At 66.6% G+C, this 26,377-nt stretch carries 25 protein-coding genes and 1 tRNA gene; 16 read left to right on the forward strand and 10 right to left on the reverse strand.

The window, feature by feature from the left end:
• Window positions 1–14: 14 nt before the first annotated feature.
• From L21SP4_RS01100 to L21SP4_RS01110, 3 genes are read right to left on the reverse strand one after another with little or no spacing between them, the layout of a single operon-like run.
• Entirely contained in the window at window positions 15–1,478 is a 1,464-nt protein-coding gene (locus L21SP4_RS01100; protein WP_052880933.1) for a glycosyltransferase family 4 protein, read from the reverse strand.
• The gene (locus L21SP4_RS01105; protein ID WP_052880934.1) at window positions 1,475–2,452 is read right to left on the reverse strand and encodes a glucosyl-3-phosphoglycerate synthase; all 978 of its coding nucleotides are present in this window, start codon (window positions 2,450–2,452) and stop codon (window positions 1,475–1,477) included. Before L21SP4_RS01105 ends, L21SP4_RS01100 begins: the two co-directional genes overlap by 4 nt.
• Complete coding sequence (locus tag L21SP4_RS01110) at window positions 2,439–3,638, reverse strand: M20 family metallopeptidase (RefSeq protein WP_052880935.1); 1,200 nt, start codon at window positions 3,636–3,638, stop codon at window positions 2,439–2,441. The genes L21SP4_RS01105 and L21SP4_RS01110 overlap by 14 nt, the downstream gene beginning before the upstream one ends.
• A gap of 295 nt (window positions 3,639–3,933) precedes the next feature.
• Here L21SP4_RS01110 and L21SP4_RS12230 point away from each other — a divergent pair, with 295 nt between their 5' ends.
• The 15 genes from L21SP4_RS12230 to fabF all read left to right on the forward strand — a co-directional run bounded on the left by L21SP4_RS12230 (window position 3,934) and on the right by fabF (window position 14,356).
• Window positions 3,934–4,095, forward strand: a complete 162-nt coding sequence (locus tag L21SP4_RS12230) for a rubredoxin (protein ID WP_074041511.1) — start codon at window positions 3,934–3,936, stop codon at window positions 4,093–4,095.
• 72 nt (window positions 4,096–4,167) lie between these two features.
• Window positions 4,168–4,485, forward strand: a complete 318-nt coding sequence (gene rplU, locus L21SP4_RS01120) for a 50S ribosomal protein L21 (protein ID WP_052880937.1) — start codon at window positions 4,168–4,170, stop codon at window positions 4,483–4,485.
• Between the two features lie 36 nt (window positions 4,486–4,521).
• A complete protein-coding gene (gene rpmA, locus L21SP4_RS01125) occupies window positions 4,522–4,776 on the forward strand; it encodes a 50S ribosomal protein L27 (protein WP_052880938.1) in 255 nt (84 codons plus the stop codon).
• Window positions 4,777–4,783: 7 nt separating this feature from the next.
• Window positions 4,784–5,794 carry a GTPase ObgE gene (gene obgE / locus L21SP4_RS01130; RefSeq protein ID WP_052880939.1) on the forward strand — a complete coding sequence of 337 codons (1,011 nt, stop codon included), beginning with the start codon at window positions 4,784–4,786 and terminating at the stop codon, window positions 5,792–5,794.
• A 44-nt stretch (window positions 5,795–5,838) separates the two neighbouring features.
• Window positions 5,839–5,914, forward strand: a tRNA-Val gene (locus tag L21SP4_RS01135).
• Window positions 5,915–6,125: 211 nt separating this feature from the next.
• Entirely contained in the window at window positions 6,126–6,944 is an 819-nt protein-coding gene (locus tag L21SP4_RS01140) for a PTS sugar transporter subunit IIA (protein WP_082116423.1), read from the forward strand.
• Between the two features lie 13 nt (window positions 6,945–6,957).
• Window positions 6,958–8,178 (forward strand): cation:proton antiporter, encoded by a 1,221-nt coding sequence (locus L21SP4_RS01145; protein WP_052880941.1) that lies wholly within the window; start codon window positions 6,958–6,960, stop codon window positions 8,176–8,178.
• Window positions 8,179–8,311: 133 nt separating this feature from the next.
• Complete coding sequence (locus L21SP4_RS01150) at window positions 8,312–8,761, forward strand: YceD family protein (protein ID WP_201774654.1); 450 nt, start codon at window positions 8,312–8,314, stop codon at window positions 8,759–8,761.
• A gap of 31 nt (window positions 8,762–8,792) precedes the next feature.
• Window positions 8,793–8,978 (forward strand): 50S ribosomal protein L32, encoded by a 186-nt coding sequence (gene rpmF / locus L21SP4_RS01155; protein ID WP_052880943.1) that lies wholly within the window; start codon window positions 8,793–8,795, stop codon window positions 8,976–8,978.
• Between the two features lie 5 nt (window positions 8,979–8,983).
• Window positions 8,984–9,985: a phosphate acyltransferase PlsX gene (plsX, locus tag L21SP4_RS01160; RefSeq protein WP_052880944.1), complete on the forward strand. Its 1,002-nt coding sequence runs from the start codon at window positions 8,984–8,986 to the stop codon at window positions 9,983–9,985.
• A complete protein-coding gene (locus tag L21SP4_RS01165) occupies window positions 9,982–11,004 on the forward strand; it encodes a beta-ketoacyl-ACP synthase III (RefSeq protein ID WP_052880945.1) in 1,023 nt (340 codons plus the stop codon). Before plsX ends, L21SP4_RS01165 begins: the two co-directional genes overlap by 4 nt.
• The gene (fabD, locus tag L21SP4_RS01170; protein ID WP_052880946.1) at window positions 11,001–11,924 is read left to right on the forward strand and encodes an ACP S-malonyltransferase; all 924 of its coding nucleotides are present in this window, start codon (window positions 11,001–11,003) and stop codon (window positions 11,922–11,924) included. Before L21SP4_RS01165 ends, fabD begins: the two co-directional genes overlap by 4 nt.
• Before the next feature lie 11 nt (window positions 11,925–11,935).
• Window positions 11,936–12,679, forward strand: coding sequence for a 3-oxoacyl-[acyl-carrier-protein] reductase (gene fabG / locus L21SP4_RS01175; RefSeq protein ID WP_052880947.1), 744 nt, complete (start codon window positions 11,936–11,938; stop codon window positions 12,677–12,679).
• Window positions 12,680–12,706: 27 nt separating this feature from the next.
• Window positions 12,707–12,949 (forward strand): acyl carrier protein, encoded by a 243-nt coding sequence (gene acpP, locus L21SP4_RS01180; RefSeq protein ID WP_052880948.1) that lies wholly within the window; start codon window positions 12,707–12,709, stop codon window positions 12,947–12,949.
• 162 nt (window positions 12,950–13,111) lie between these two features.
• Window positions 13,112–14,356, forward strand: a complete 1,245-nt coding sequence (gene fabF / locus L21SP4_RS01185; protein WP_052880949.1) for a beta-ketoacyl-ACP synthase II — start codon at window positions 13,112–13,114, stop codon at window positions 14,354–14,356.
• Between the two features lie 16 nt (window positions 14,357–14,372).
• On the opposite strand, the gene L21SP4_RS01190 is transcribed toward fabF, so the two are convergent.
• Window positions 14,373–15,713: a cryptochrome/photolyase family protein gene (locus tag L21SP4_RS01190; protein ID WP_052880950.1), complete on the reverse strand. Its 1,341-nt coding sequence runs from the start codon at window positions 15,711–15,713 to the stop codon at window positions 14,373–14,375.
• A 231-nt stretch (window positions 15,714–15,944) separates the two neighbouring features.
• Here L21SP4_RS01190 and L21SP4_RS01195 point away from each other — a divergent pair, with 231 nt between their 5' ends.
• A complete protein-coding gene (locus L21SP4_RS01195; protein ID WP_201774655.1) occupies window positions 15,945–17,012 on the forward strand; it encodes an aldose epimerase family protein in 1,068 nt (355 codons plus the stop codon).
• A 6-nt stretch (window positions 17,013–17,018) separates the two neighbouring features.
• Here L21SP4_RS01195 and L21SP4_RS01200 read toward each other — a convergent pair whose 3' ends face one another.
• The 6 genes from L21SP4_RS01200 to L21SP4_RS01225 are packed head-to-tail and all read right to left on the reverse strand — an operon-like array spanning window position 17,019 to window position 26,354.
• A complete protein-coding gene (locus L21SP4_RS01200; protein ID WP_052880951.1) occupies window positions 17,019–19,832 on the reverse strand; it encodes a hypothetical protein in 2,814 nt (937 codons plus the stop codon).
• On the reverse strand, window positions 19,825–21,594 hold the full coding sequence (locus L21SP4_RS01205; protein ID WP_160300605.1) for a DUF4340 domain-containing protein: 1,770 nt from the start codon (window positions 21,592–21,594) through the stop codon (window positions 19,825–19,827). Before L21SP4_RS01205 ends, L21SP4_RS01200 begins: the two co-directional genes overlap by 8 nt.
• An 8-nt stretch (window positions 21,595–21,602) precedes the next feature.
• Complete coding sequence (locus L21SP4_RS01210; protein ID WP_160300608.1) at window positions 21,603–23,057, reverse strand: GldG family protein; 1,455 nt, start codon at window positions 23,055–23,057, stop codon at window positions 21,603–21,605.
• On the reverse strand, window positions 23,057–23,821 hold the full coding sequence (locus tag L21SP4_RS01215) for an ABC transporter permease (RefSeq protein ID WP_052880954.1): 765 nt from the start codon (window positions 23,819–23,821) through the stop codon (window positions 23,057–23,059). The genes L21SP4_RS01210 and L21SP4_RS01215 overlap by 1 nt, the downstream gene beginning before the upstream one ends.
• The gene (locus L21SP4_RS01220; protein WP_082116426.1) at window positions 23,818–24,792 is read right to left on the reverse strand and encodes an ABC transporter ATP-binding protein; all 975 of its coding nucleotides are present in this window, start codon (window positions 24,790–24,792) and stop codon (window positions 23,818–23,820) included. Before L21SP4_RS01220 ends, L21SP4_RS01215 begins: the two co-directional genes overlap by 4 nt.
• The gene (locus L21SP4_RS01225) at window positions 24,774–26,354 is read right to left on the reverse strand and encodes a sodium-dependent transporter (protein WP_052880956.1); all 1,581 of its coding nucleotides are present in this window, start codon (window positions 26,352–26,354) and stop codon (window positions 24,774–24,776) included. The genes L21SP4_RS01220 and L21SP4_RS01225 overlap by 19 nt, the downstream gene beginning before the upstream one ends.
• Window positions 26,355–26,377: the final 23 nt, after the last annotated feature.

The following is a 26,377-nucleotide window of genomic DNA, read 5'->3' on the forward strand; positions in this document are numbered from 1 at the left end:
CGGCTCCCGGTCTCTCAGGTCCTCAGCAGCGTAAACCGTTTCGGCGCGAGAAAGGCGTCGATCAGCCGGGCCGGGTCGGCGGCATGGTCCGGTGCGGCGGCCGCCGATCCCGCCGTGGCGCGGTAGAGTTCGAGCAGCCGTGCCGCGAAACGGTCCGGGGCGTATTCGCGCTGCACGATGCCGCGGTTGTGCGTGATGACGTCGGCGGCGGGGAACGCGTCCGGAATGTCCAGTTCCCTGCGTGCCCCCGGATCTTCGCTCAGGCGGTCGAGGACAACGCGCTGGAGGTCCTCGTCGAGCACGCCGAAGTCGATCGGTCCCTCGGACCGCGCGATTTCCAGCACGCGTCCGGCGTGCTCCTCCCGGAAAGGCAGGCCATAAGACTCGCGCGTGGCGCGGAGGGTCTGCCCGATCCGGCGTCGCAGCTCCGCGGAGTCGATCCATTCCGCGGGTACGGCGAGACGGTCGTAGAGCGCGGAGAGGTCGATCCCGCACGCCTTGAAATCGGCGGTGATCTCCGGCAGGTCGCGACCGGTCAGCGGTTTGCCGGCGAGCCACGGTTCGAGGAAGGCGAGGCCGAATCCCTCGGCGACGCTGGTGGTGGCCAGCGCCGCGGCCCGTTCGATCAGGGCGGGGAAGTCCTCCCCGCCGGGGCCGGCGGCCTCGAATTCGAGAGGGAGGCCGCGGTCGGCCGCGTAGCGGACCCAGTCCTCGTATACGGGCCGGGCACGCGGGTTGCGCGGGGCCAGTGTGATCGCGAAGCGCCGTTCCGGCCTCAGAAGGGACCAGAGCAGAAATTCCCCGATATTCTTGCGTCGGATGGCGCGTACGGGATAGACGACCGTCGCCGGGCGGTCGTCGGCCCCGCGAGACGCGCCTTCCGCGCCGCTCGAGGACGCCGGGGTGCGGACGGGATTGGGGAGGAGGTGGAGGCGTGCAGGGTCGAGTCCGGCCGCGGCGAGCAGGTTCCGGTCGCGGTTGTTGAGCAGGGCGTAGTGGACGTGGGGGGCATCGGGATAGAGCGTGCGTCGGAGCGCATCGACGCCGAGCGCGCGGGAGAGCCGCCGGTAGTCGGCGGGCCGTCCGTCCTCCGCGAAATCATGGATCTGGAGCAGCAGCCGCTCGCCGCGCCGGGCCAGTTCCGCGACTGCGCGGGTCAGGGCCGGGGACTTGCCGAGTGAGTGGTTGTGGATGTGCCAGAGGTCCGGGGCGGCGCCCAGGGCGTCCTGTGCGGCGGCGCGCAGGCGGTCGGCGAGCCCCGGTTGCGGCGCGGAGGCGTCCTCCGCGCTGTAGGCCAGTTCGGGGATGACCGTGCAGCGGGCGGCGAGCGGATCGTGTTCCGGCGGTGGTTCGCCCAGAAGGACGGTGAGTTCCGCCTCCGCGGAGAGAACCTCCATCGTCTGCCGGATCACGCGGCTCACGCCGCCGGGGCGGGCGTGGTAGTGCACGACTGCGATGCGCGGGCCGTCGGGGCTCATTCCTCTCGTCCGAATTTTTCGCGGTATTCCGGCAGCCCGATCATCGGGGGGCGCTCCTCGGAGGCGATCGTGTGTTCGATCTGCTCATAGGTCTGCTCGCGCGCCTGGAACTGGCGCAGCACGGGGCCCAGTTCCGGGAGCCCGTGCAGGATGCCGAGCGATTCCATGCGCGAGAGGAACGTGCGCAGGATGCCGAAGGACATCTTGCCCAGGTCGCGGGTGGACTGGTTGCGGTGGACGCGCTGGTCCAGGTCGGTCTGGGCGAGGGCCTCCATGCCCCACGTGCAGTAGACGTCGATCAGGTGCGACGTCTCCACCCCGTAGCCGATCGGGAAGGGAATGTGCTCCAGCACGGACCGGCGCACGGCGTACTCGCCGGAGAGCGGCTGGAGGAGGGCGGTCAGCTCCGGAAAGAACAGCGAGAAGAGCGGGCGGACGAGGATCTCCGTCACGCGGCCGCCGCCCGAGGAGCGGACGCCGGGGGACACGGCGAGCGGGCGGTCGTAGAACGCCTTCACATAGTGGATCTCGGGACGATAGATCAGCGGGCCGATGATGCCGTAGCCGAAGCGGGGGTGGATGTTGCGGATATCCGCGTCGACGTAGACGATGATGTCTCCGGAGAGCTGGTAGACCGCCTTCCAGAGGTTTTCGCCCTTGCCCTTCTTCTCGCCGTAGTCCGCGAGGATATCGCGCGAGAGATAGACGTCCGCGCCGAACTCCGATGCGATCCGGCGCGTGTCGTCCGACGACCCCGAATCGATGACCGCGATCTCGTCGATCAGCGGGTAGCGGTCCATCAGTTCCGACTTGAACAGGACGATCTCCTTGCCGATCGTCTTTTCCTCGTTGAGCGTGGGCAGACAGAGCGATATGCGAAGGTCTTGCCGTTCCTTCTCCTCGACCATCCGGCAGAGGTCCCAGAACTGCGCGTGATGGAACGTGTTCTTTTCGATCCACTCATTCGGCGTCATGGCAGATTCCTCCGTCGATGGCGGCCAGGAGTGCGAGGAACTGGGCCATCCCGTTGTAGAGCGGCTGCAGCGCGATCCGCTCCTCCGGAGTGTGCAGGTGCTCCGCCTCGGTCAGGCCGATCGTAACTCCGGGGATCCCATGCTCGATCAGCGAGGAAAGCTCGGAGATGCTGGGTGTGATGCGGGGTTCCATGTCCAGCGTTTCGATGATGCGGCGGCTGGTGCGGACGAGCGGGTGGCGCATGGTGAGTCCGCCGGGATGGCGCCGGGCGACCGTCTGCAGCTCGACCTCGCTGTCGGTGAGTGCGGCCACCTCGGCGGCGATCTCCTCGAGGCGTTCATGGATGTCGTGGACCTGTTCCTCGGATTCGCTGCGGACTTCGAAACGAAGGAGGCCCTCCGTCGGGATCACATTGTACCCCTTGCCCCCTTCGATCGAGCCGAGCACGATCGAGGTGCGCGGCCGGCGGGGGAGGGGAATGGCGAGGATGCGGTTGATGACCTCGTTGAGCGTGAGCAGCGCATTGGTCGCGCCGCGCTGGATCCAGTCGAATTCTTCCGGCACCCGGCAGCGGATCTCGCCGCGCAGCATTCCGGCGGAGATGTAACTGAGCCTGCCGAGCTGGGCGCCCTCTACGCAGAGCCCGGCCTCCAGGGGCAGCGTATTGTTATCGAGGAAGAAGTTGAGTCCCTCCAGGTTGCCCCGGCCCAGGCCGCGGACCGCGCCCATCAGTACGAGATGGCACTGCAGCCGTATGTCCAGCCGCTCGAGGATCGTGGGCAGCGAGGCGAGCATCGCCATCCCGAGGCTGTTGTCGGCGACGCCGGGGCCGACGACGGCGTCATGCCCTACCGTCAGCGAATGATCGACCGACCGCGGGAACACCGTGTCCGCATGCGCGACCACCAGAATGTTGCGGTTTGATTCCTGTCCCGGAAGGATGCCGACACCGTTCCCGATCTCATCGATCGAGGTGTTCTGAAGGCCGCATTCGCTGAAGCGCTGTACGAGAAATTCGATCCGTTCGCGCTCATCGAACGTCGGGGCGGGAATCTCGCCGATCATGACCAGGTTCGCCATGAGGGTTTCCCTCACCGCGGGAAGGGCCTCAAGCCACTGCGGCAATGGATCCGGAAGAACCGCGTCGGAACCCGGCAACGTCTTCTTGTGCTTGTTTTTCGTCATGGTCGGCGTATTCGGGAGATCGTATGAGAAACCGCAAACGCCGGGATGATACCCCAAGGCTTCAAGTCGACGCAACCCGCGACACGCCGCGGGATTTTGCTTTAATTAAGACCGGATTTGTCCTATTTTAACGGCGTTGGTTTCGTCAGGAGTCGCGCAGCGGGTCGTCACGATCCGCGAACCGGTTCATTCCGGTCGCGCCTTGGGTCATGACATTCTGCAGGCCCGCCCGGAGGCGGGCCTTGATTTCGCCGCGCGGGCAAGGGGTTCGCGCGGAAATCCGGGGAGCAACAGCATGAGATACGTCTGCGAGATTTGCGGTTTTCTTTACGATCCCTCCGAAGGGGTTCCCGAGTGCAATATTCCTCCCGGCTTCCCGTTCGATCGGGTGGACGAGGACTGGAACTGTCCGGAGTGCGGCTCCGGGAAGGACAACTTTACGCTGCTGCGGGGTTGACACCCTCCGTTCCACCCTCTACATTCCTCGCTTCGTTTCAGTGAAACAGCAGGAATTCTAAGGAACCGGAACATGGACTCCTACGCAGTTATCGAGACGGGCGGCAAACAGTATCTCGTCCAGCCCGGCGACGTGGTTGATCTCGAGCGCCTCGACGGCGCGGCCGGCGACGCGCTGGAATTCGAGCGGGTGCTGGCGGCCTCCGACGGGGGCGAACTCAAGGTGGGCAGCCCCGTCGTGGAGGGCGCGAAGGTCAGGGCCACGGTGCAGGAACAGAAGCGCGGCCCGAAAGTGGTGGCGTTCAAGAAGAAGCGCCGCAAAGGCTACCGCCGCAAGGTGGGTCACCGCCAGGAACTGACGCGGGTCAAAGTGGACGGCATCGAGTGTTAGGCGCCCTCCGGAGGGCGCGACCGCGGGAGGTCGATCATGGCGCATAAAAAAGGACAGGGATCTTCGAGCAACGGCCGCGACAGCAATGCCCAGCGGAGGGGCATCAAGCGGTTCGGCGGTCAGCAGGTGCGTGCCGGCAGCATTCTCGTACGCCAGCTCGGCACACGGTACCGGCCCGGAAAAAACGTCAAGCTCGCCCGTGATTATACGCTCTTCGCGCTCAAGGACGGCGTGGTCGAGTTCGACAAGGCCGGCCGGCGTGTCAACGTGCGCGTTCCCGAACCCGCCTGACATCCGCATGTTCAAAGACAGGGTCGTGCTCTACGCGAGGGCGGGTGACGGCGGCGACGGTGCGGCCTCCTTCCGCCGCGAGAAATTTGTCCCCCGCGGCGGCCCGGACGGCGGCGACGGCGGAAACGGCGGGAACGTCGTTCTGGAGGCGGATCCCCAGGTGGATTCGCTGGTCGATCTCTACTTTCGTCCCCATGCCCGTGCGCAGCACGGGGGCCGCGGACGCGGAAAGAAAATGCACGGAAAAGACGGGGCGGAGTGCCGTTTGCGCGTGCCCTGCGGAACCGTAATCCGCGACGGGGAATCGGGGGAGGTCGAAGGCGAACTGGTCGAGGCGGGCGACGAACGGGTCGTGGCGCGCGGCGGTCGCGGCGGACTCGGAAACTGCCACTTCACCAGTTCCACCAATCGCGCTCCGCGACGGTTCACCCCGGGCGGGCCGGGCGACGAGCGCCGGCTGACGATTGAACTCAAGATCGTCGCGCATGCCGGCCTGGTGGGCTACCCGAACGCAGGGAAGTCCACGCTGCTCTCGCGGATCTCCGCGGCGAAGCCGAAGGTTGCGGGCTATCCGTTTACCACCCTTAATCCCATCATCGGTACGGTGAAGTTCGACGATTACACTTCCGTCCGCGTGGCGGACATCCCGGGGCTGATCGACGGCGCGCACGAAGGCGTGGGCCTGGGGTTCGATTTTCTGCGCCATATCGAGCGGACCGAGGTCCTTCTATTTGTGCTGGACATGGCCGGAAGCGAGGGTCGCGATCCGGTCGAGGACTACCAGCGCCTGCGCGGGGAATTGCGTTGCTACCGGGAAGACCTGGACGAGCGGCCGCGGCTGATCCTGGCCAACAAGATGGACCTGCCGGAGGCGGACGATAATCTGAAGCGGTTCCGTGCCGGGACCGACGAATCCGTCCTGCCGTTGTCCGCCGCTGCCGGCGAGGGGCTCGACGCCGTGCGCTCATGGCTGGCCGGGCACTTCTCAAAGGACCTGAGCCGCCGCGCCGATTCTTGACATCCGCGCCGGGATCGCTACCCTTCACCGTCGCCATTCACGACGGGCGATTAACTCAGCGGCTAGAGTGCCACCTTCACACGGTGGAAGTCACTGGTTCGAATCCAGTATCGCCCACCAGCCTACGCTCCTTCGGAGCTTCGGCTGGCACGCCGGAGAGAAGGATCAACAGGAATCAATACCGACCGCTAATGGACGCAAATCTACGCGAATAATTCTGGAACTACTCAGGGAACTACCGGAAGTTCCGGACCGCCTGCTCTTACTCAGGTCTCAAGTTTCAGGTCTCACACTCAAAAAGGTCTCACACTCACAAAGAGGAGCCCCCCCCATGACAAGGCTGGCGCAGGCAATGAAACCGGAATGCTGCCGGGCCGGCGCGCATCCCGGCGACCGTGACGCAGCACTCAGGCTCGTTGCACAGGCGGCGAAAGCGTCCCCTGTCCTCCACCGCATTGGGGAAGACGAGATCTACCGTCTGCTCCGCGAGCGGGAGGAACTTCAGCCGACTACGGTCGATTCGGGCCGTGCGATCCCGCACTGCCGGATCAGGGACATCTCCGATTTCGTCGCCGGCGTGATCACGGTTCCGGACGGCGTGGATTTCGGCGGCGGGAAGGACGATTCGCCGGTCAGGCTGATGGTGTTCATCATCGCGCCCGAGGAGCGCTCCAACGAACACATCAAGCTGCTCTCCGCGGTCTCCCGCGCGCTGCTGGCGGAGCCTGCGCTGGAGCGCTGTCTGGAGGCCGGCGACGAGGCCGCGCTGCGGGAGACGTTTATTTCGATGGCCCCCGGACGGGGCGAAACGGCGGCCTCGGGCGCACAGAACATGTTCCACATCTTCATCGAGACCGAAGAGGTTTTCGATCGCGTGATGGAAGTGCTGGCGGGCATGGAGAACTGCTCCGTGACGGTGATCGACGTCAAAAGCGCCCAGCAGTACCTGACCCGGATTCCCATTTTCGCCGCTTTTTCCGGCGACGTAGAGATGGAGAATCTGCGCTGCATCATCGCCGTCGGCGACCGGAAACTGAGCAACGAGGTCATCCGCTCGGTCGACGAGGCCTGCGGCGGACTGGGTCCCGACTGCGGCGTGCTGCTGACGGTCCAGGAGATCGCCTACACCGGCGGATCGCTTTCGGCATGAACGGGGGCGCGGCTTGACGGTTGAGGTTTCCATCCTGGCGCTGCTGGGCGTGCTGATCATCGGCGGCTACTATGTGGGACAGGCGGTCCGTCCCCTGCGCGTCCCCTCGCTGATCGGCTACATGCTGCTGGGCATCGTGCTGGGACCCTCGCTTCTGGGGTGGTTCGACCGCGAAACGCTCGACGGCCTGTCGTTCATCACGGAGATCATCCTTGGCTTCGTCGCGTTCAGCATCGGTGCCGAACTCAGCATCGCTTCGCTGAAACAGCAGGGCTGGGGCATCATCTCGATCATCCTCACCGAGAGTCTGCTGGCCTTCGGCCTGGTGACCCTCGCGGTCTACCTCGTGACCGGCGATCTGCCGATGTCGCTGTTCTTCGGCGCGATGGCGCCCGCGAGCGCGCCGGCGGGCACGGTGGCGGTGATACATGAGACGAAGGCGAAAGGCCCCCTGACCCGTGCACTGTACGCCGTGGTCGGATTCGACGACGGTCTGGCGATCGTGATCTTCGGCATCGCCGCCGCTGCGGCGCGCTACCTGCTCGTCAGCGCCGACGGCGGCGAGGTCAACGGCGTCTGGGGCGAGCTGTGGAGGCCGATTCGCGAGCTGCTCTTCAGCGCCGGTATCGGCTGCGGGGTCGGATTCGTCTTCTGTCTGCTGATGCGCCGGGTCAAGAGCGCCTCCGCCTCGCTCATCCATATCTTCGGCGCGCTGTTCGCGGCGATCGGGCTCTCCCAGATGGCGCACGCCTCGCTGATCCTGACCAACATGTTCGTGGGGTTTGTGTTGGTGAACTTCTACCGCGAACGCGACGTCCAGCAGGTGACGCGCGAGCTGTACACCCTGATGCCGCTCATGTTCATCCTTTTCTTCGGCCTTGCGGGCGCCCACCTCCGGCTGGGACTGCTCCCGCAGCTCGGACTCACCGGCGCGGTTTACATGCTCGCACGCTCCCTGGGGCTGGTCGGCGGCGCACGGATCGGCGCCTTCCTCGGCGGGGTCAGAGGCGTGGTACAGAAGTACGTGGGCATGGGCATCCTCTCGCAGGCCGGGGTCGCGATCGGCCTGGCCATGATCGTCAAACAGGAACTCGCCTCCGTGGGCGGGGACCACGCCGAACGTATCGGCGCGATGGTGCTGACGACCGTGACCGCGACCTCCGTAATTTTCGAAATCATCGGCCCCATGCTCGCCAGGCACGCCCTTGAGAAAGCGGGGGAGACAAGGGGTTGAAAGTGAGGCAGGGGCAGGGGTAGGGGCAGAGTAAGAATCAGAATCAGAATCAGAGTCAGAGTTAGAGTTAGAATCAGAATCAGAGTAAGAGTAAGAGGGCGGAAGGTAACGCCCGGCAGTCATGATTGCAGTATTGACCAGAATACCCGAGCGAGGCGTGCGTGTGGAGGGCGAGGAGCCTCCGGGCGTGCTCGAGCTGGAAGAAGACCCGATCGCGCGCGAGGAGAGTCCCGTGCGCTGGGAGCTGGAGCTGCAGCTGGTAAGCCGCGAACTGGTGGTGCGCGGGTCGGTCTCCGCAGGCGTGCGGCTCCGCTGCGCACGTTGCGGGGATTTTTTCTCGACAACCCTGCAAGATTCTTCTTTTCTTCGCGGTTACCCCGTAGATGAGGGAATCGCGGAAGTGGACATTACGCCGGATCTGAGGGAGGCGCTCCTGCTCAACCTGGAGGCCTATTCGCTCTGCCGGCCGGAGTGCCGGGGGATCTGCCCACAGTGCGGTAAAAATCTGAATGAAGGCCCCTGCGGTTGCCGTCCGGAAGAAGGCCCCGGGCCGTGGGATGAACTCGACAACCTGAACCTGTGAGCGCCGGTCGGCGCCGCTGAGGGAGCGTATCATGGCTGTACCGAAGACTAAGAAGTCCAAGAGCAAGAAGCGCATGCGCAAGGCGGCGATCCGCAAGCCCTGCGCCCGGGCGCAGAGTTGCGAACAGTGTGGCGCGGACAAGCTCGCGCATCGCGTGTGCCCGAGCTGCGGTTACTACCGCGGGCGCCAGGTCGTCACCGTCAGCGACGAAGACTGAGCGCCATGCGGATTGCGGTCGACGCCATGGGCGGCGATTTCGCGCCCCGTGAAGTGGTCGCGGGCAGCGTGAGGGCCGCCCGCGACATGAAGGACGTGACGAGTCTCGTCCTGGTGGGCGACGAACACGCCGTCCGCGGTGAACTCGAAGGCTTTAAAGGGCTTCCGGATAAACTCACCGTCCATCACGCCTCCGAAGTGGTCGAGATGGGTGAGGCGCCCGCCGGCGCGGTGCGCCGCAAGAAAGACTCCTCGATCTCCCGCGCCGCCGATCTCGTCAAGCAGGGCGAGGCCGATGCCCTCTTCACCGCGGGGAACACCGGGGCCGCCGTGGCCGCCGCCAGCCTCAAATGGCGCCGCCTCGCGGGGGTCGACCGCCCCGCCATCGCCACCGTCATCCCGAGCCGCGACCGGCCGTTCGTGCTGATCGACGCAGGGGCGAACACGGACTGCACGCCCCGCATGCTCTACCAGTTCGCGGTGATGGGACGCATCTACTCGCGCGAGATTCTCGGGCGGCCCGATCCCCGCGTCGGTCTCGTGAGCATCGGCGAGGAGGAGGCGAAAGGCAACGAGACCACCCGGACCGCGCACCGGATCCTCAAGGACAGTCCGATGAATTTCGTCGGCAACGTGGAAAGCCGCGACCTCTATGAAGGGCGGGTCGATGTGGCGGTATCCGACGGCTTTGTCGGGAACGTGGTGCTCAAGACGAGCGAGAGCGTGGCGCACTTTTTCGCCCGGTGGATTCGGGACGAGCTGAGCCGGAACTGGCTGCGCAAGGCCGGCGCGCTGTTGGCGCGCGGTGCGTTCGTGACCATGAAGAAGCGGCTCAGTTCCGATGCTTACGGCGGCGCACCGTTGCTCGGCGTGCGCAATATCTGTATTATCGGCCACGGGTCGTCCAACGCGCGAGCCGTATACAACGGGATCCGCGTGGCGCAGGAAGCGATCCGGCACGAGGTCAATCACCTGATCGAAGACGAACTGAAAGAGCAGCCCGAATGAGCGCGGGAACGGAAACAGAGCACGCCGGTGCCGCCGCGCGTACGGCGTCGATTGTCGGCACCGGCATGTACGTTCCCGAGCGCGTAGTGACCAACCGCGATCTGGAAGAGATCGTGGACACCTCCGACGAATGGATCTTCAGCCGCACCGGGATGCGCGAGCGGCGGATCGCGGCGGAGGATCAGGCGACCTCCGATCTTGCGGCGGAGGCGGCGAAGGCGGCGCTGGCCGACGCGGGCGTCGCGGCGGCGGAGGTCGATCAGCTTATCACCGCCACCCTCTCGCCCGACATGATCTTCCCGAGTACGGCCTGCCTGGTCCAGCACAGGATCGGCGCGGACCGCGCCGCCTGTTTCGATCTCGGCGCGGCCTGCTCCGGATTCCTCTACGCGCTGGAGCAGGCCCGTTGCTCGATCGCCTCCGGTGCCGCCGATACGGTACTGGTCATCGGTGCGGAAAAGATGAGCGCCTTCCTCGACTGGGAGGACCGCTCCACCTGCGTGCTGTTCGGCGACGGGGCCGGCGCCGCCGTGCTGCGCGCCCGCGGCGACCGGATCGGCGTCGGCGAGGCGGTCCTGGGCGCCGACGGCTCGCTCGCCGAGCTGCTCTGTGTGCCCGCGGGCGGGAGCCGGATGCCCGCCAGCGAGGACACGCTCCGCCGGCGTCTGCACTGTCTGCGCATGGAGGGCCGCGAGGTCTACAAGCACGCGGTCAGCCACATGGTGGAGTCGGTCTACGACGTGCTCCGCCGGCACGAACTCGATCCCGACGAGATCGCCTGCTTCATTCCCCACCAGGCCAACGCACGGATCATTCAGGCGGTGGGCGCGCGCCTCGATGTGGAAGAGCGGATGTTTATGGATGTCGAACGCTACGGCAACACCTCGGCGGCGGCGCTGGCGATCGCGCTGCACGAGGCCGTAAAAAGCGGAACCGTAAGCCGCGGTGAACTGATGGTCCTGGTCGCCTTCGGGGGCGGGTTCACCTGGGGCGCCAACATCGTGGAGTGTACCTTATGACGACCCGTGCAGCACTGTTTCCCGGACAGGGATCGCAGAAAGTCGGGATGGGGCGCGACTGGGCGGAGGAGCGTCCCTCCTGCCGCGCCCTCTTCGATCAGGCCGGCGAGGTGCTCGGTCTGGATCTGGCCGCCGTGTGCTTTGAAGGGCCGGACGAAAAGCTGGCCGACTCGCGCTACACGCAGCCCGCCGTCTTTACGGTCAGCGCCGCGGTGTGGAATGCACTCCGGGAAGAACGTCCCGGCTGGACCTTCGCGGCCGCGGCCGGACACAGCCTCGGCGAATGGACCGCGCTCTACGCCGCCGGCGTGCTCGGATTCCGCGATGCCGTACGCGTGCTCAAGGCGCGCGGCGAATTCATCCAGGAGGCCTGCCTCGCCCACCCCGGCGGGATGAGCGCCGTGATCGGTCTCGAGGAGGAACAGATCGCGGAGATCGCCGAAGCGACCGGCGCGACCGCCGCCAACCGTAACGCCCCCGGACAGACCGTGTTCTCCGGATCGATCGACCGCCTGGAGGCGGCGGAGGAACAGGCCCGCGCCGCCGGAGCCAAACGCGTCGTCCGCCTCGAAGTCGCCGGCGCCTTCCATTCGCCGCTCATGGAGCCCGCCGCGCAGAAACTGCGCCCGCTGCTCGACGGGATCGAGTTCGGCCAACCCGCGTTCCCGGTGCTCTCCAATGTCACGGGAAAACCGCACGGGGACGCCGATTCCATCCGCGAACACATGACCGCCCAGATCGTCTCGCCGGTGCGCTGGATTGATGACGTGTGCTGGATGACGGCGCAGGGCGTCGATACCATGGTCGAATGCGGACCCGGACGCGTGCTTTCCGGGCTGGTAAAGCGGATTGACAAGACACCGCGACTGCTTACCATGAGCGCCGTAACGGATTTGAAACAATTGGATGAAGAAGGGTGACAGGCGGCACGATGGGACCATTGGAAGGTAAAACGGCGATGGTGACGGGCGCGGCGCAGGGGATCGGCCGCGCTATCGCGCTCAAACTGGCGCAACAGGGCGCGGACGTGGCTCTGTGCGACCTGAACGAGGACGGCCTGCGCGAGACCTGCGAAGCGGTCTCCGGCCACGGCGTGCGGGCGGAAACTTTCACGATGAACGTCGCCGAGAGCGACTCCGTGACCTCGACGGTTAAGCAGATCGAAAAGGACATGGACGGCATCGATGTGCTGGTCAACAATGCCGGCATCACCCGCGACAACCTCGTGATGCGGATGTCCGAAGAGGACTGGGACGCCGTGCTGAACGTGAATCTCAAGGGCGCCTTTCTCTGCAGCCGCGCCGTCATGCGCGGGATGATGAAACGCCGCGCCGGAAGCATCGTCAACATCGCCTCGATCATCGGCGTGATCGGCAATGCCGGCCAGGCCAACTACGCGGCATCGAAGGGCGGGGTGATCTCGCTGACGAAAACTCTCGCCAAGGAACTCGCACCGCGGAATATACGCGTGAACGCGGTCGCGCCCGGCTTCATCCGTACCGCGATGACGGAGGCGCTGCCGGAGGAAACGCGGCAGAAGATGCTCGAGCACATCCCGCTCGACCGATTCGGCGAAGCGGACGACGTGGCCGATGTGGTGCTTTTTCTGGGAAGTGACTCCTCCGCATATGTAACCGGACAGGTCGTTTCGGTGTGCGGCGGAATGGTTATGTAAGTGAACCCAGCCAACAAGGAGACAACCATGGCATTGGAAGACAAGGTCAAGGATATCGTGGTCGAACAGCTCGGCGTCAACGCCGACCAGGTCACGCCCGAGGCGTCGTTCATGTCCGATCTGGGCGCGGACTCGCTCGATACGGTCGAACTCGTGATGGCGTTCGAAGAGGAATTCGGGGCGGAGATCCCGGACGAGGACGCCGAAAAGCTTGAAACCGTGGGCGCGGTCATCGAATACCTGAAGGAAAAGGGATTCGACAGCGAATAAAGCGCTGAACGGGGTAAACCGGGAGGCCGCGGGGACGCGTCTCCCGGTTTCGTTTCTTTTGAATCGGAAAACGGGGAAGCGAAGTAAAAATACCTGACCGGCGCCCCGCGCGCCGTGTACGATTTCGTAAGCACAGGCCAATTAAAGCCGGGAGTGGATGCGATGGATCGCCGAAAAGTGGTAATCACCGGAATGGGCACGGTCTCGCCCCTCGGATGCGAACTGGATACGGTCTGGGATGCGCTCGTCGCGGGAACGTCAGGCGTGTCCACCATCACCTCGCTGCCGGGTCTGGAGGATTACGACTCGCAGATCGCCGGCCAGGTTCAGGGGTTCGACGGGGAGTCCTTTTTCGCAAAAAAGGAACTGCGGAAAATGGATCCGTTCGTCCGCTACGGCCTGGCCGCGGCGATGATGGCGCTGCGCGATTCGGGGCTGGAGATGGACCGGGAAGACCCGCGCCGGATGGGCGTGATCGCCAGTTCGGGCGTCGGAGGACTGCAGGAGCTGGAGGCCCAGTACCGCACGTACATGGAAAAGGGTCCGCGCCGCTATTCCCCGTTCATGATCCCGAAGATGATCACCAATATCATTGCCGGCGAGATCGCGATCCGTCTGGGCTTCAAGGGACCGAATTTCTGCGTGACTTCCGCCTGCGCCTCCGGGACCCATTCGCTGGGCGAGGCGATGCGCAAGATCCAGTACGGCGAGGCCGACGTCGTACTCTCCGGGGGAACCGAAGCGCCGATCTGTACCCTCGGTGTGGGCGGGTTCTGCGCGATGAAGGCGCTGAGTACGCGCAACGATGAGCCCGAGCGCGCCTCGCGGCCGTTCGACGCCGAGCGCGACGGATTCGTCGTGGGCGAAGGCGCCGGCATGCTGGTGCTCGAGGAATACGAACGAGCGAAGGCGCGCGGAGCCCGCATCTACTGCGAAATCGCGGGCTACGGCGCCTCCTGCGACGCCTACCATATCACCGCCCCGAACGCCGAAGGCGAGGAGGCCGCCCGCGCGATGGAGATCGCGGTCCGCGACGCCGGGCTCACGCCTGACGGGATCGACTACATCAACGCCCACGGCACGAGCACACCGCTCAATGATAAGACCGAGACGCTCGCCGTCAAAAAGGCGTTCGGCGAAGAGGCGGCCCGTAAGGTCATGATCAGTTCGACGAAGTCGATGACCGGACACCTGCTCGGGGCGGCGGGCGGCATGGAGGCGATCGCCGTCGCCAAATCGCTCCAGACCGGCGTCGTCCACCCCACGATCAATTACGAGAACCCCGACCCGGAGTGCGACCTCGACTACGTGCCCAACGAGGCGCGCGAGAAGAAGATCCGCGCCGCGCTGAGCAACTCGCTCGGCTTCGGCGGCCACAACGGAACGCTCGCCTTTCGGGCGGTCTGATTCCCGCCGGGCCGTTTCAGCCCTTGATGGCGTTGAACGCCTCCAGCGCGCGGTCGCGTGCGGCGGCGTGATCCACGATCGGCGACGAGGGATAGTCTTCGACTCCCCCAAGCCAGCGGCGCACGTAGCGCCCGTCGGGATCGAAGCGTTCCGCCTGCCGCGCCGGGTTGAAGATCCGGAAATACGGCGCGGCATCGGCGCCGCACCCCGCCGCCCATTGCCATCCCAGCGTATTGCTGGCCGGATCGGCGTCGACCAGCCGGTCCCGGAACCAGGCCGCGCCTTCCTGCCACGGGAGCAGGAGATCCTTGACGAGGAACGAAGCGACTATCATGCGCAGGCGGTTGTGCATCCAGCCGGTGGCGAGCAGTTCGCGCATCCCGGCGTCGACGATGGGAACCCCGGTCCGCCCTTCTTTCCACGCCTGCAGCGCCCGTTTATCGCGGCGCCAGGGGAAGTCCGCGTATTTCTCCTTGAGCGGTTTCCCGGCGGTATGCGGGAAGTGGTAGATCAGGTGATACCCGAATTCGCGCCAGCCCAGCTCGCGGAGAAAGGCTTCGGCCCCGCGGATCACGCCCTTTTGAGCATGCCCCTGCATGGCGTCCAGTACCGATTCGCGCACGCGGCGCGGGCTGATCTCGCCGAAGTGGAGATGGGGGGACAGGCGCGAGGTCCCGGCGCGGTCGGGACGGTCACGGTCCTCCGCATAGACGGCGAGGACGTCGTCGAGCAGCGTATCGACCCGCGCCTGCGCGCCGCGTTCTCCCGGCGTCCAGTATTCGGACGGCGCGCCGGGATCACCGGTCGCCCCGGGTTCCGCGGAGGAGGGGCGCTTTTCCGGGAGCCGCCAGCCCGTATGCGCGGCATCGCAGGCGGGGGCGGGTTCCAGTTCACGTTCGCAGTGTCTCCAGAACGGAGTGAAGACCTGGTACGGGTTGCCCTGTTTCGTGGAAGGCCGCCAGGGTTCGTAGATGAGATCACCGGGGAACGCGCGTACTTCGAGTCCGGCCGGCCGCAGCGCCTCCTCCATCCTGCCATCGAACGCCTCCGACCCGGGGTCGTAGCTCCGGTTACGGAAGACCCGCGTCAAACCGGTGGTTTGTGCGGCGCGGATCAGGGCCTCGGCGGGATCGCCCTCCAGGATAAAGAGGTCGGAATGCCGCTGCCGCAAGGCGCCGCGCAGCGACTCGAGTGAGCGCGGAAGCCACCACGCCCCCGCCCGACCCTCCGGAGAGCTGTACGGGTCGTCGACGAGAAAGACGGGCAGCACCGTCCCGGTTTCCGCCGCCGCGCGCAGGCCGGGGTTGTCGTCGATCCGCAGGTCGCGTCGGAAAATAAATATCGCTCCGTCGCTCACGGGTTCAGCATAGGATCAATGCCCGGCGGAAGCACAGGAGAAAAACAGCAGTTCTCATTATGGCCGCATTCCGACCGCGGACGGCGTGGCAGCCGTCCCTCCCGAGTCGATATCCGACGCATTTTCGGGCACTGGGAGGGTCGGGTGCCACCCCGACCGAAAAGGGTGAAGCCATAATGAGAATCGCTGGGAGAAAAAAAGGGGGGATTGACGCGGAATGGGCGGGCGAAGATGATCGCGGGCATGAATCTATTCGGCATCACGGGAGACGGGCGCGAGGTGCGCGAGTATCTCCTGCGCAACGGGAACGGGATTGAGGCGGGGATTCTCGACTACGGGGGGATCGTGCGGACGCTGCGGGTGCCCGATGCGGAGGGCGCCGCGGCGGATATCGCGCTCGGATTTGACACGCTCGCCGAGTACGAGGCGAAGAGTCCGTACTTCGGTGCGATGGTCGGTCGCTACGCGAACCGGATCGGCGGGGCGGCGTTCACGCTCGACGGACGCACGTACACGCTGCCTGCGAACGAGGGCCCCCATCATATTCACGGCGGCCGCTGCGGGTTCGACCGGGCCGTGTGGCACGCCGAGCCGCGGAGCGGCGACGGGTATGACGGCCTGCGGCTGCGGCATCGCAGTCCCGACGGCGACGAAGGCTATCCCGGCAGGCTCTCGGTCACCGTCGACTATACCCTGAACGACCGCAATGAGCTGCGGATCGACTGCGAGGCGGAGAGCGACCGCCCCACCGTCTGCAACCTGACCCATCACAGCTACTTCAACCTCGCCGGCCACGGCGCCGGGTCGGTGCTCGATCATGAGCTGATGCTCTGCGCCGATTTTTTCACGCCTACGGATGCGGATTCGATTCCGACCGGCGAGGTGCGCCCCGTGGAGGGCACGCCGATGGATTTTCGCGCGATGAAGACGATCGGGCGCGACATCGAGGCGCCGGATCCGCAACTCGAATATGCAGGCGGGTACGATCAGAACTTCGTGCTGCGCAGGCATTACGCCGGCGAACAGGTCCCCGCCGCGCGGCTGGTTCACCCGGGCAGCGGGCGGGTGATGGACGTGGTGACGAGCGAGCCGGGGATCCAGCTTTACACGGGCAATGCTCTCGAGGGGGTGGAAGGGAAGGGCGGTGCCTGTTACCCGCGCCGGAGCGGGATATGTCTGGAGACTCAGCACTTTCCCGATTCCCCGAACCGCCCGCACTTTCCGTCGACCACGCTGCGTCCCGGGCAGGTATACCGGTCGACCACCCTCTACCGGTTCACCTCCCGGACCGCTCGCTGAGCGGACCTATTCGTCCGTGGCGGAGAGGTCGAACCAGCCCGGCCAGCGGAGGGGCAGGTTTTCGAAGGACCATTTCGGATCGCCCAGATCCCCGCGCAGGCGGAACTCCAGCAGTTTCGAAAGCGGCTGGCTGGCGAAACGGACCATCCGGGTCAACTGGTTTTCGCGCAGCGGTTTCATCCTGACCGTCATCCGGAACCCGTCGTCGAAGATATAGCGTCCTTCGGCCTGGAGACTGAGCAGGTCGCCTTCCAGCTCGATGCGGCCGGAATGAAGCGCGCCGTCTTCGAGGTCGAACGCCCCGCGGAGGTCGGTCTGGGACAGTGAAGAGAACGCGGGATAGAGGACGCGGATCAGCCGCGTGGCGCCGCGGAGCACGGGCAGCTCGAGCAGGCGGCCGTCCTCGATCCTGACCCAGCCCGTGCCACTGACCGCGTCCCAGAACGGCGCACCGAGTGGTCCGCGCAGGAACACGCCGCCGTGGAGTTCGCCGAGTTCGGCGGCCCGGTGTTCCGGCGCGATGTCGTCGATCACCTCATCGAGATCCGCGCGTTCGCAGTAGATGGCGGCCGAGTAGTCGCCCGGTTGCGCTCCCAGCGCCTCGAACGTTCCCGAGCCGCGGAAATCGCCCCCGTAGTACTTCGCGCTCAGCCCGTTCACATAGACCACCGCGCCCGTCGCGCTGAAGGCGGTCGAGACGGACTCGAATCGGCCTCCCGGGGTCACCGTGGCTCCCGCGCTCGCGGTGCCTTTGATCGAAGTCCGCTCCCCGCCCGGTCTCCAGTCGAAGGTTCCCGTCGCAGCCATGCGGTACGGGGGCTCGAAGGGGATATCGCGGAACGCGGCGTAGAATTCATCCGAGATCATCCGGCAGAAGGCGTGCGGATGGGCGGTATTCGTGCCCGCGAACGTGACCAGCTTTTCAGTGAAATCGAGACCGATCCGGGCCCGGCATGCGCCGTCTCCGCGCCGGACATCGAGAGGATCGATCTGCAGCTTTCCGGGCGAGTAATCGAAGTGGAACCGGATCAGATCGTTGGTGACCCCGCGGTAGGCCGCGTCGCGGGCCTCGAACTGCGCGGAGAGATCGAGGCCTTTTTCGCCGGTCTGCCCGCGGGCCTCCATCTGCAGGCGGTGATCGCCGCCGGGGAAATCGAAACGGGAGAGCGTGCGTGCGGTGCCGGGATCGACGAAGGCCCTCCACTGGCGCGGGTCGGAGGCGGTCGTGCACGACGCCCGCCACTGGCCGGAGGTTTCGGAAAAGCGTCCGTTCAGTGAAAAAGCGCCGCCCTCCATGCGCGTCGCGGTATGGTGGACCCGTCCCGTCGCGGCCTGGACGAGGCCCGTGCAGGAATCCAGGGTCCAGTCCGTGCCCGAGCGGCGCATTTCAGCGTCGGCATCGGCGAGGGTCACGCCGCGCCAGTGCACGCCTCCCGCGCGGAGGGTCGCGGACCAGGCGCGCGACAGGGATTCGAGCGGGGCGGGCCCCGCTTTCACCTCAAGGCGGACCGGATCATGGACGCGCACTTCCGCCTGCTCCAGCCGGCTTCGGAACCCGTCCGGCATCAGTATTTTCAGCCGTTCAAACGGCAGGCCGCTGCTTGCCCGGATCTCTGTTCGGTCGTCCTGCACGTGGCCCCGCACGAAAAGCGCCTCGTCCTCCGCATGAAAATTGAAGCGGATTCCCTGTCCCGGAAGAGACTCGAGTTCCACGCGCGGTCCCTGCCAGGCGGTATCGGCATACCGGATCGCGGGGGCGGAGAGCGAGCCCGTCCAGTCGCGGAGCAACTGGTCCGGTCGGGCGGGCCCCAGCCGCAGCTTGACGCTGACGGGTCCTTCCGGCCGGATGCCGGGAGTTTCGAGATCCGGACGGAGTCCGGCGGGCAGCAGCGCCATCCAGTACTCCGGCCTCGCCGAGCCCTTGATCTCGACACCCAGGCGGCCCGTATCGCGAAAGGTGGCCGAGGCGTTGATCCGGCCCTGATCGGTGCCGAGCACCAGGGCGGGCACATAGATATCGCGGTCCCGGTAGTGAAGGCGGACCCGCCAGGGGGAGAAATGGCGTTCCCTGATTTCCAGTGCGTCGCCCCGGAGTTCGCAGAGCACATCGGCGCTGCCGGGACGGCCGCGCTCGACGTCGAAGCTGATCTTCAGGTCCGCGCCGCCTGCGATCCTCACCTGATCCAGGGCTCCGAGCCACTTCCCCGCCTCCATCGGCAGCGGCATTACGGGGGCGGCTCCGGCTTTCCCGGGAGGTTGAGCTTCCGGGTGCGAGAGGTTCCGGATCGTCCCTGAAAGGTGAAGAATCACATCATCGAGGCGCCCCTCCGCGTGCAGGATTCTGAGGGTGTCGCCGTCCGCCTCCACCAGGGCGCTCAGCCGCTCGACCCGCGCCTGTTCACGCATGCCGGGCGCAACCGTCTTCCCGAGTGCCGGGGGCGCGGGCGCCGTCAGCGAGCCCGATTCCGTCCGTATCCGCCACACCCGATCCATATCCTCCCGCGTCAGCGGGTCGCGGGGCCTCGTCCACCAGCACGTCAGCCAGTCTGCCCGCAGTACGCAGCGGGGTTGTTCGGCGAGCACCGCATGGACGTCTTCGATCACGAAACCTTCAAAGAAGTTCCAGTGCATCGCTCCGGCCTGCAGGCGGACTCCCTCCGGGGCGACGCGTTCGAGTACGGCGCGCTGCACGGCGTCGGGCCAGGGGCGCGACGCCAGCCAGGCGAGCAGGATCAGGATCAGCAGCAGGGCAAGGATCCAGGGCCGGGCGCGAGGATGCCGACGGCGGACCGAAGCGTTCGATGGGCGCGGTTCATTCACGTTCCTGCGCGCTCCGGGCGGGCGATGCCCCGTCCGCCTCCGCTGCACCCTCCGTAGTCCGCAGGCTCCGGGTCAATGATTCCACGGCGTCGCGGGGCAGAACAAAGACCGGGTCGCGGCCCTGGAAGCGGGCGTAGTAGCCGCTTTCGATTTCCTTCCCCAGCAGCAGCACCCGTCCGAGGTCTTCCGCGCCCCGGAAGAGGAACGTGATGCGCACGGGAGGGGCGTCGAGACCGAAGCGTTCCGGTTGGCCGGGCGCGGACTGCACGTAGCGCACGGCGCGCAGCCCGTCTCCGGTTTCAATCAGTCTGCGGACCCAGTCCGGCGCATCCCCGGACTCATCCGCTTCGAAATCATATTCGATCGTACGGCCCGATCCGCGCAGTTCGACCCGCCGTATCTTTTCGCGCGGGAGTTCGAGCACGGTAAGTCGGCGGTAGAAAAGCGGGTCTGACGAGACGGCCGGGAGCAGCGGATCGGACACCAGGGCCGGCATCTCCGAGTCCTCCGACCGCAGGAGGTGGCCGCCATCCGGATGGGTCTCCGCCGCCACCGTAAAACGGTAGACGCGCTCATCCTGCCCGGAGAATTCGACGTGCCAGCAGGTTTCCCCGGTTTCGCCCGCCGGCCATTCTTCGGGCTGGAGGTAGCGGTCCACCTCCGCCGAGGTCCACAGCTTCAGCAGCCGATCCACCGTGGAAGACTCAGCGGCGAACGAGGGCGGTTCGCTCACGGCCCATCCCTCCGGGTCACGGCGCCGGAGGAGGACGCGGTCACTGCCGCGCCGCAGTTCGATACGGTCGAGTTCCGCCGGGGAGGCGGGCACGAGGCGCGGATCGCGGAGTTCGCGGAGCGGGATATCCAGCAGTTCCGCCAGGCGGTTCGAAACGGCAAAGATCGAATAATCGTCCCCGTATTTCGCGTACATCATTCCGGGCTGCTCCGGGAGCGAATCGCCCAGCACCAGCGACTCTCCCTCGTCCTCCCCGGCGCCAAGCGAGATGCGCCGAGAGGAGGCCTGCAGCCCGTATCCGGCCAGGTCTGAGACCTCGTCGGCGATGAAGGCATGGATTTTCTGTCCGTAGAGGCTGTTCAGCCAGTCTTCGACGACGTGGTCGCGCGCCGCGGAGGATACGGGCTGGCGTATACTCCAGCCGCTTTCGTGGCGGACGAGCTGCAGCGCTCCCGCGTCGCGACGGACGTCAATGCGGCGGACCCGTTCGTCGGCGAGATGAAACAGGCTGCGGTCTCTGAGCCGGGCGGCGCTCTCCGGAATCAGTTCCAGCACCCGGTCCTCGGTGCGCAGCACATAGGCTTCGCCCTGCGGACGAAGATAGACCCCCTCCGAGAGCGGCGCCGAGCGGCCCACCAGCCAGACGTGTTCGCCGCGGTTGTCGCGGACGGCGACCCGGGCGCGCGGGTTTTCGAGTCCGTACTCCTTCAGCGTGGCGGTTTCGTCGAGATCGATACGGTCGAGGACTTCGAGCGTGTGCAGCGAGGACGTAATGCGGTCCAGTTCGCTGTGATCCACCCGTGAGAGCGAGGGTCGGAGCATCTGCCACGCCCCGTGCCGCCGGGCGCACTCCAGGGTCGTATCGCCGCGCTCGAAGCGCACCGCGCTCATCGTCTCGAGCGAAAAGCGCATCGCGCGGTCGCCGGCCGCGGGAAGACGGGCCTCCCCGCCCCCGATCCCGGTCCACCAGACCAGGGCCGCCGCTCCCAGCGCGCCGGCCACCATGATCCATGTCGTCGTTCTGAGCATTCCGGACCTCACACCCTCCGGCGCCAGGCTACGGCCAGACCCAGCAGCGCGGCCAGCGCGGGGCCTCCCGCCACGGCGCCCCAGAACCATACCTGGCGGGCGTGGCCGCCCATGCTGAGCCGGACCCGGCGCAGCGCACGGGGCGGGACGTCGACCGGCGTTTCACGGTCGAGCAGCCAGTGCATGGCCCCCATGAACAGATCGCGGTCGCCGCCCGTGATGGCCGCGTTGGAAATGAAATCCGCATCCCCGTAGACGACGATCCGGGTCGGCCGGATCTGGACGTCGAGCCCGCCGCCCCCGCCTTTCTCGACGGCCGCGGCCACGGGCACGGGCCCCTTGAGGTCCGGCGTGTCCGGATCGTACGAGGCGGGCGACGACTCCGGCTGCGCCTCCGCCCAGCCGTTTTTAGAACAGGTGAACAGCGGGGTGACGCGGGGGCGGTCGGGGGAGTCGAGCATCCGGGCCACGAGGGTGGGGCGGACGCTGCGCGGACGGAAGAACAGCGCGCTGTACCCGCGGCGGGCCGCGGTCACGGGATGGTCCGCGTAGTTCGAGAGCAGGATGCCGCGCCCCTCCAGCGAACGGGAGGGGTCCATGACCACGTCGTGGCGCAGTTCGATGCCCCAGCGCTCCATCAGCGGCGCCAGCCCCGTCTCCACCAGGGCGTCGAGCAGCAGAAACATCCGGCCGCCGTCCTCGAGGTAGTCGGAGATCCGTTCGATTTCCGCGTCCGAGAGGCGGCGCGTCGGGCCGGGCACGAGCAGGACGGCGCATTCTTCCGGAACCCGGTTTTCCCTGCCGAAGGTGAGCGGGCGGAGCTTCATGTTGTCGCGCCGCATGATGCGCGCGACGGTGGAGTACCCGCTGCGGCGGTCGAAATCCCTGAAGTCCCGCTCGCCGTGGCCCTGCAGGACGCACACGACCGGTTTCTCGGTCGTCTGCAGGTGCGCCAGCGCCGAAGTGACGGCGCGCTCGCCGGTAAACGCCTTGAGCTGAGGTTCGCCCCCGCGCCGCACGCCCGAGTAGTCGTACACCGCCAGGTCTTCGCGGTCGACCACCCGGTGGCGCTCGCCGGAAGAGAGAACGACGACGCCCGAGCGGTCGATGCCGTACTTCTCCGCGATTTCCTCGGCGCGCGAGATGTCGCGTTCGGGATCGACCCACTCGACCCGCAGTTCGGGTGCGAGGGCGCGGTATTCACGCAGCAGGTTGCCCAGGTGTTCGGAGATGGGGTGGTCGCGGCTGAAAAGCACCGCGGCGTCGACGCGCCCCGTGACGGCGTGCAGGGTCTCGCGCGTACGCTCGCCGAGTTCGTAATAACGGCCGCGGCTGACGTCGGCGCGCAAGAAGAAGCGCTCCGCGAGGAGGTTGACGAACACGACCAGGAGCGCGGCCGCGCAGAGCGCGAGCGCGCGGTCGATCCGCATGCCCCGCCGTCTCTGTCTGGCGTCCGCGGTCATCAGGGCGTCCTCCATTTGCGGGCTTCGAGTATGCGGGCGGACGCGAACAGGAGCAGGGCGCTCACGCTGAGGTAGAAGATCATCGGGCGGGTATCGAGGACTCCGCGCGAGAACTCGAGCATGTGCAGGTAGGGGCAGATATACTCACCCGTACGCCGCAGCGCGGGCGCGGCGGTGCTGTAGGCCCCGAAGAGGGCGAGCAGCGAGCCGGCGGTCAGTACGCAGAAGGCGCCGATGGCCGCTGCGATCTGGCTGGCGCTGGCGGCGGAGAAGAGCAGTCCCGCCGCCAGGTAGACCGATCCCCCCAGCACGGCGCCCAGGTAGCCGACGGCGGAGGCGGCCGGATCCATGAGCTGCGCGCCCGCGACCATGTGGTCGAGCACGGCCAGGTAGGCGAACGCCGGGAGCCAGAGCAGGGCCAGGAACGCCCACGCCCCGGCGAACTTGGCCGCCACCGCGGTCCCCTCCGAGACGGGCGCGGTCAGCAGCGTCTCCAGCGTCCCGCTGCGGCGTTCCTCCGCGAAGAGGCGCATGGTCAGCAGGGGGGCGAGCAGCGGCATGCTGAACCAGATGAGCGGCGACCCGAAGAACCAGGGCAGGATGCGCGCCAGTTCCTCGCCGGTACTCAGCATGGACACCAGCTTCCAGAAGCTGAGCGCCATCAGCACGAGAAACACGAACGCGGCGACCCCGGCGATCGGCGAGCGGAAGTAGCCCGCGAACTCCTTCCACCACAGGCTGCGGAATGCCCCGACGCGGTTCATGTCACACCTCCCGCGGTCTCGCCCGCCGCGCGGCGGGTGACATCGACGAAGATCTCTTCCAGCGACAGCGGCTCGCGGTGCAGTTCGCGGAGGTCCCAGTCGCGCGCCGCCGCCATGCGGTACACCGCGAGCCGCGCCTCTTCCCCGGCCGCATGCAGTTCACAGCGGACCCAGCCGTCCTCCCGCATCCGGACCTCGGCGGCGGTCACGTGCTCGATCGTGGCACAGGCCTCGCGCACCGCCGCGGTTTCCGCGCGCAGTTCCGCCGTGATGCGGGTGCCGGTTCCCAGGCGCCGGCGCAGATCGGCCGTCTTTTCGGACAGGAGGAGGCGTCCGGACTGCAGGATGAGCACCCGCTCGCAGACCGCTTCCGCTTCCGGGAGCAGGTGGGTGGACAGCAGAACCGTGTGGCGGGAGGCCAGACCGGAGATCAGGTGGCGCAGCTCGCGCATCTGGGCCGGATCCAGGCCCACCGAGGGTTCGTCGAGCACGAGCAGCTCCGGATCGGCGATCAGGGCGTCGGCCAGGCCCACCCGCTGGCGGTAGCCCTTGGACAGGCGTCCGATCACGGCACGCCCGCGGTCGGCGAGTCCGCATTGGGCGCGCACTTCACCCAGGCGGCGTTTCCGGTCGCGGCGCGGCACGCCCTTGATCGCGGCGCGGAACTGAAGATATTCGTCCACGCGCATATCCGGATAGAGCGGACAGTTCTCGGGCAGGTAGCCGATGTTCCGTTTCACCTCGGCCGGGTGGACCCCGACCTCCGTGCCGCCGATTTCCACCGAGCCGGAGGTTGCCTCCAGGAATCCGGTCAGCACCCGCAGCGTGGTCGTCTTGCCCGCCCCGTTCGGGCCGAGTACCGCGACGATCTCCCCGGCGCCGATCTCGAAGGAGAGATCGTCCACCGCGGTGACGCCGCCGGGGTAGCGCTTGACGAGGTTGGTTACGCGGATCATGTGAAGTCCAGCCATCCGATCGTGTTCAGGAATGCGATCAGCACGGCGACGGGGCTGATGAAGCGGATAAAGATGCCCCAGAGCGAGGCGAGCGTGATCACGTGGGCCGGCGAGTTGTGGGAGGGATCGTCGCGCAGTCCCGCCAGCAGGCTCATCAGGTGCACGTCGGCGAAGTTGTGCGAGCCGTGCCGGATCTCATCCACCGCATGGCGCGTACCCCAGACCCATCCCACGAACAGCGAGATGAAGAGTCCGCCCAGCGGGAGCATCCAGTTGGAGGCCATGTGGTCCATGACGTCGAAAAAGGAGGCCTCCGTGGTGCCGAACGCGGCCACGAGGAAGCGGTGGAGCGGCTCGATCCGGCTCCAGTCCGCCACGCTCACCGCGCAGAGGCTGCCCAGCAGGAAGATGACCGCGCCGAAGACCACGACCGCGCGCCGGCGCGGCCAGCGGCGCTCGTCGACGAAGTAGGCCGTCACGACCTCGAGCAGGCTGATCCCGGAGGTCACGGCGGCGACCAGCAGGAGCAGGAAAAAGAGGAACGCCCACAACGCGCCGAGCGGGATCTGGTGGAATACGGCGGGGAGGACCTGGAACACCAGTCCCGGCCCCGTGTCCGGCGCGAATCCGCGCGCGAACACGGCGGGAAACATCGCCAGTCCCGCCATCAGCGCGACGAGCGTGTCGAGCGCCGCGATCGAGAGCGTGGAGGTGAAGATGTTCTGGTCGCGCCGCAGGTAGCTCCCGTAGGTGATGATGGCCCCCATGCCGAGGCTGAGCGAGAAGAAGGCGTGGCCGAGCGCCACGAGGATGCTCTGCGCGTCGATCCGGCTGAAGTCGGGACTCAGGTAGAAACGGACCCCCGCCATCGCCCCGGGCAGCGTGATGCCCCGGATGATCAGCGCGAGCAGGAGCAGGAACAGGACCGGCATCAGGACCTTCGACCAGCGCTCGATGCCGGATTTGATGCCGTGGTAGACGATCAGTACGCAGATGACGATGAAGGCGAAATGACACCCGATCGCCCAGCGGACGTCGCGGATGAACACCCCGAAGTGTTCCTGCGCCTCCGCCACGTTCGCGAAGGTGAGCTGCCCCCCGACGGCCTGAAGGACGTACCCCAGTGTCCAGCCGGCGACGACGCTGTAGAACGAGAGGATCACGAATCCGGCCAGGACGCCCATGGCGCCCACGAGGATCCAGCGATAGCGGAAGATGAGTGCCCCGATCACCAGCGCGGTCGCGCCCCAGCCCCACTGACTGAAACAGAAGAGGAAGAGGCCGCTCAGCATGAAGCAGAGCCCGATGAAATGGGCCATGGTGCAGGAGACGGGATTGAGCTGCTTGAAGGCCCCGACGGGATTCCGCTGGGTGTGCCGGCCGAGCGCGATCTCGCAGATCATGACCGGAACGCCGATTACCGCGATGCAGAGCAGATAGACCAGTACGAAGGCCCCGCCCCCGTTTTCGCCGGTGATGTACGGGAACTTCCAGATGTTCCCGAGTCCGACCGCCGATCCCGCGGCGGCGAGGATGAATCCGAGGTTGCTGCCCCAATGTTCTCGCTCGGCTGCCATCGTATCCGCCTCCCGGTTCGGTC

It is taken from the genome of Kiritimatiella glycovorans (genome assembly GCF_001017655.1).
Classification (GTDB): Bacteria; Verrucomicrobiota; Kiritimatiellia; order Kiritimatiellales; family Kiritimatiellaceae; genus Kiritimatiella; species Kiritimatiella glycovorans.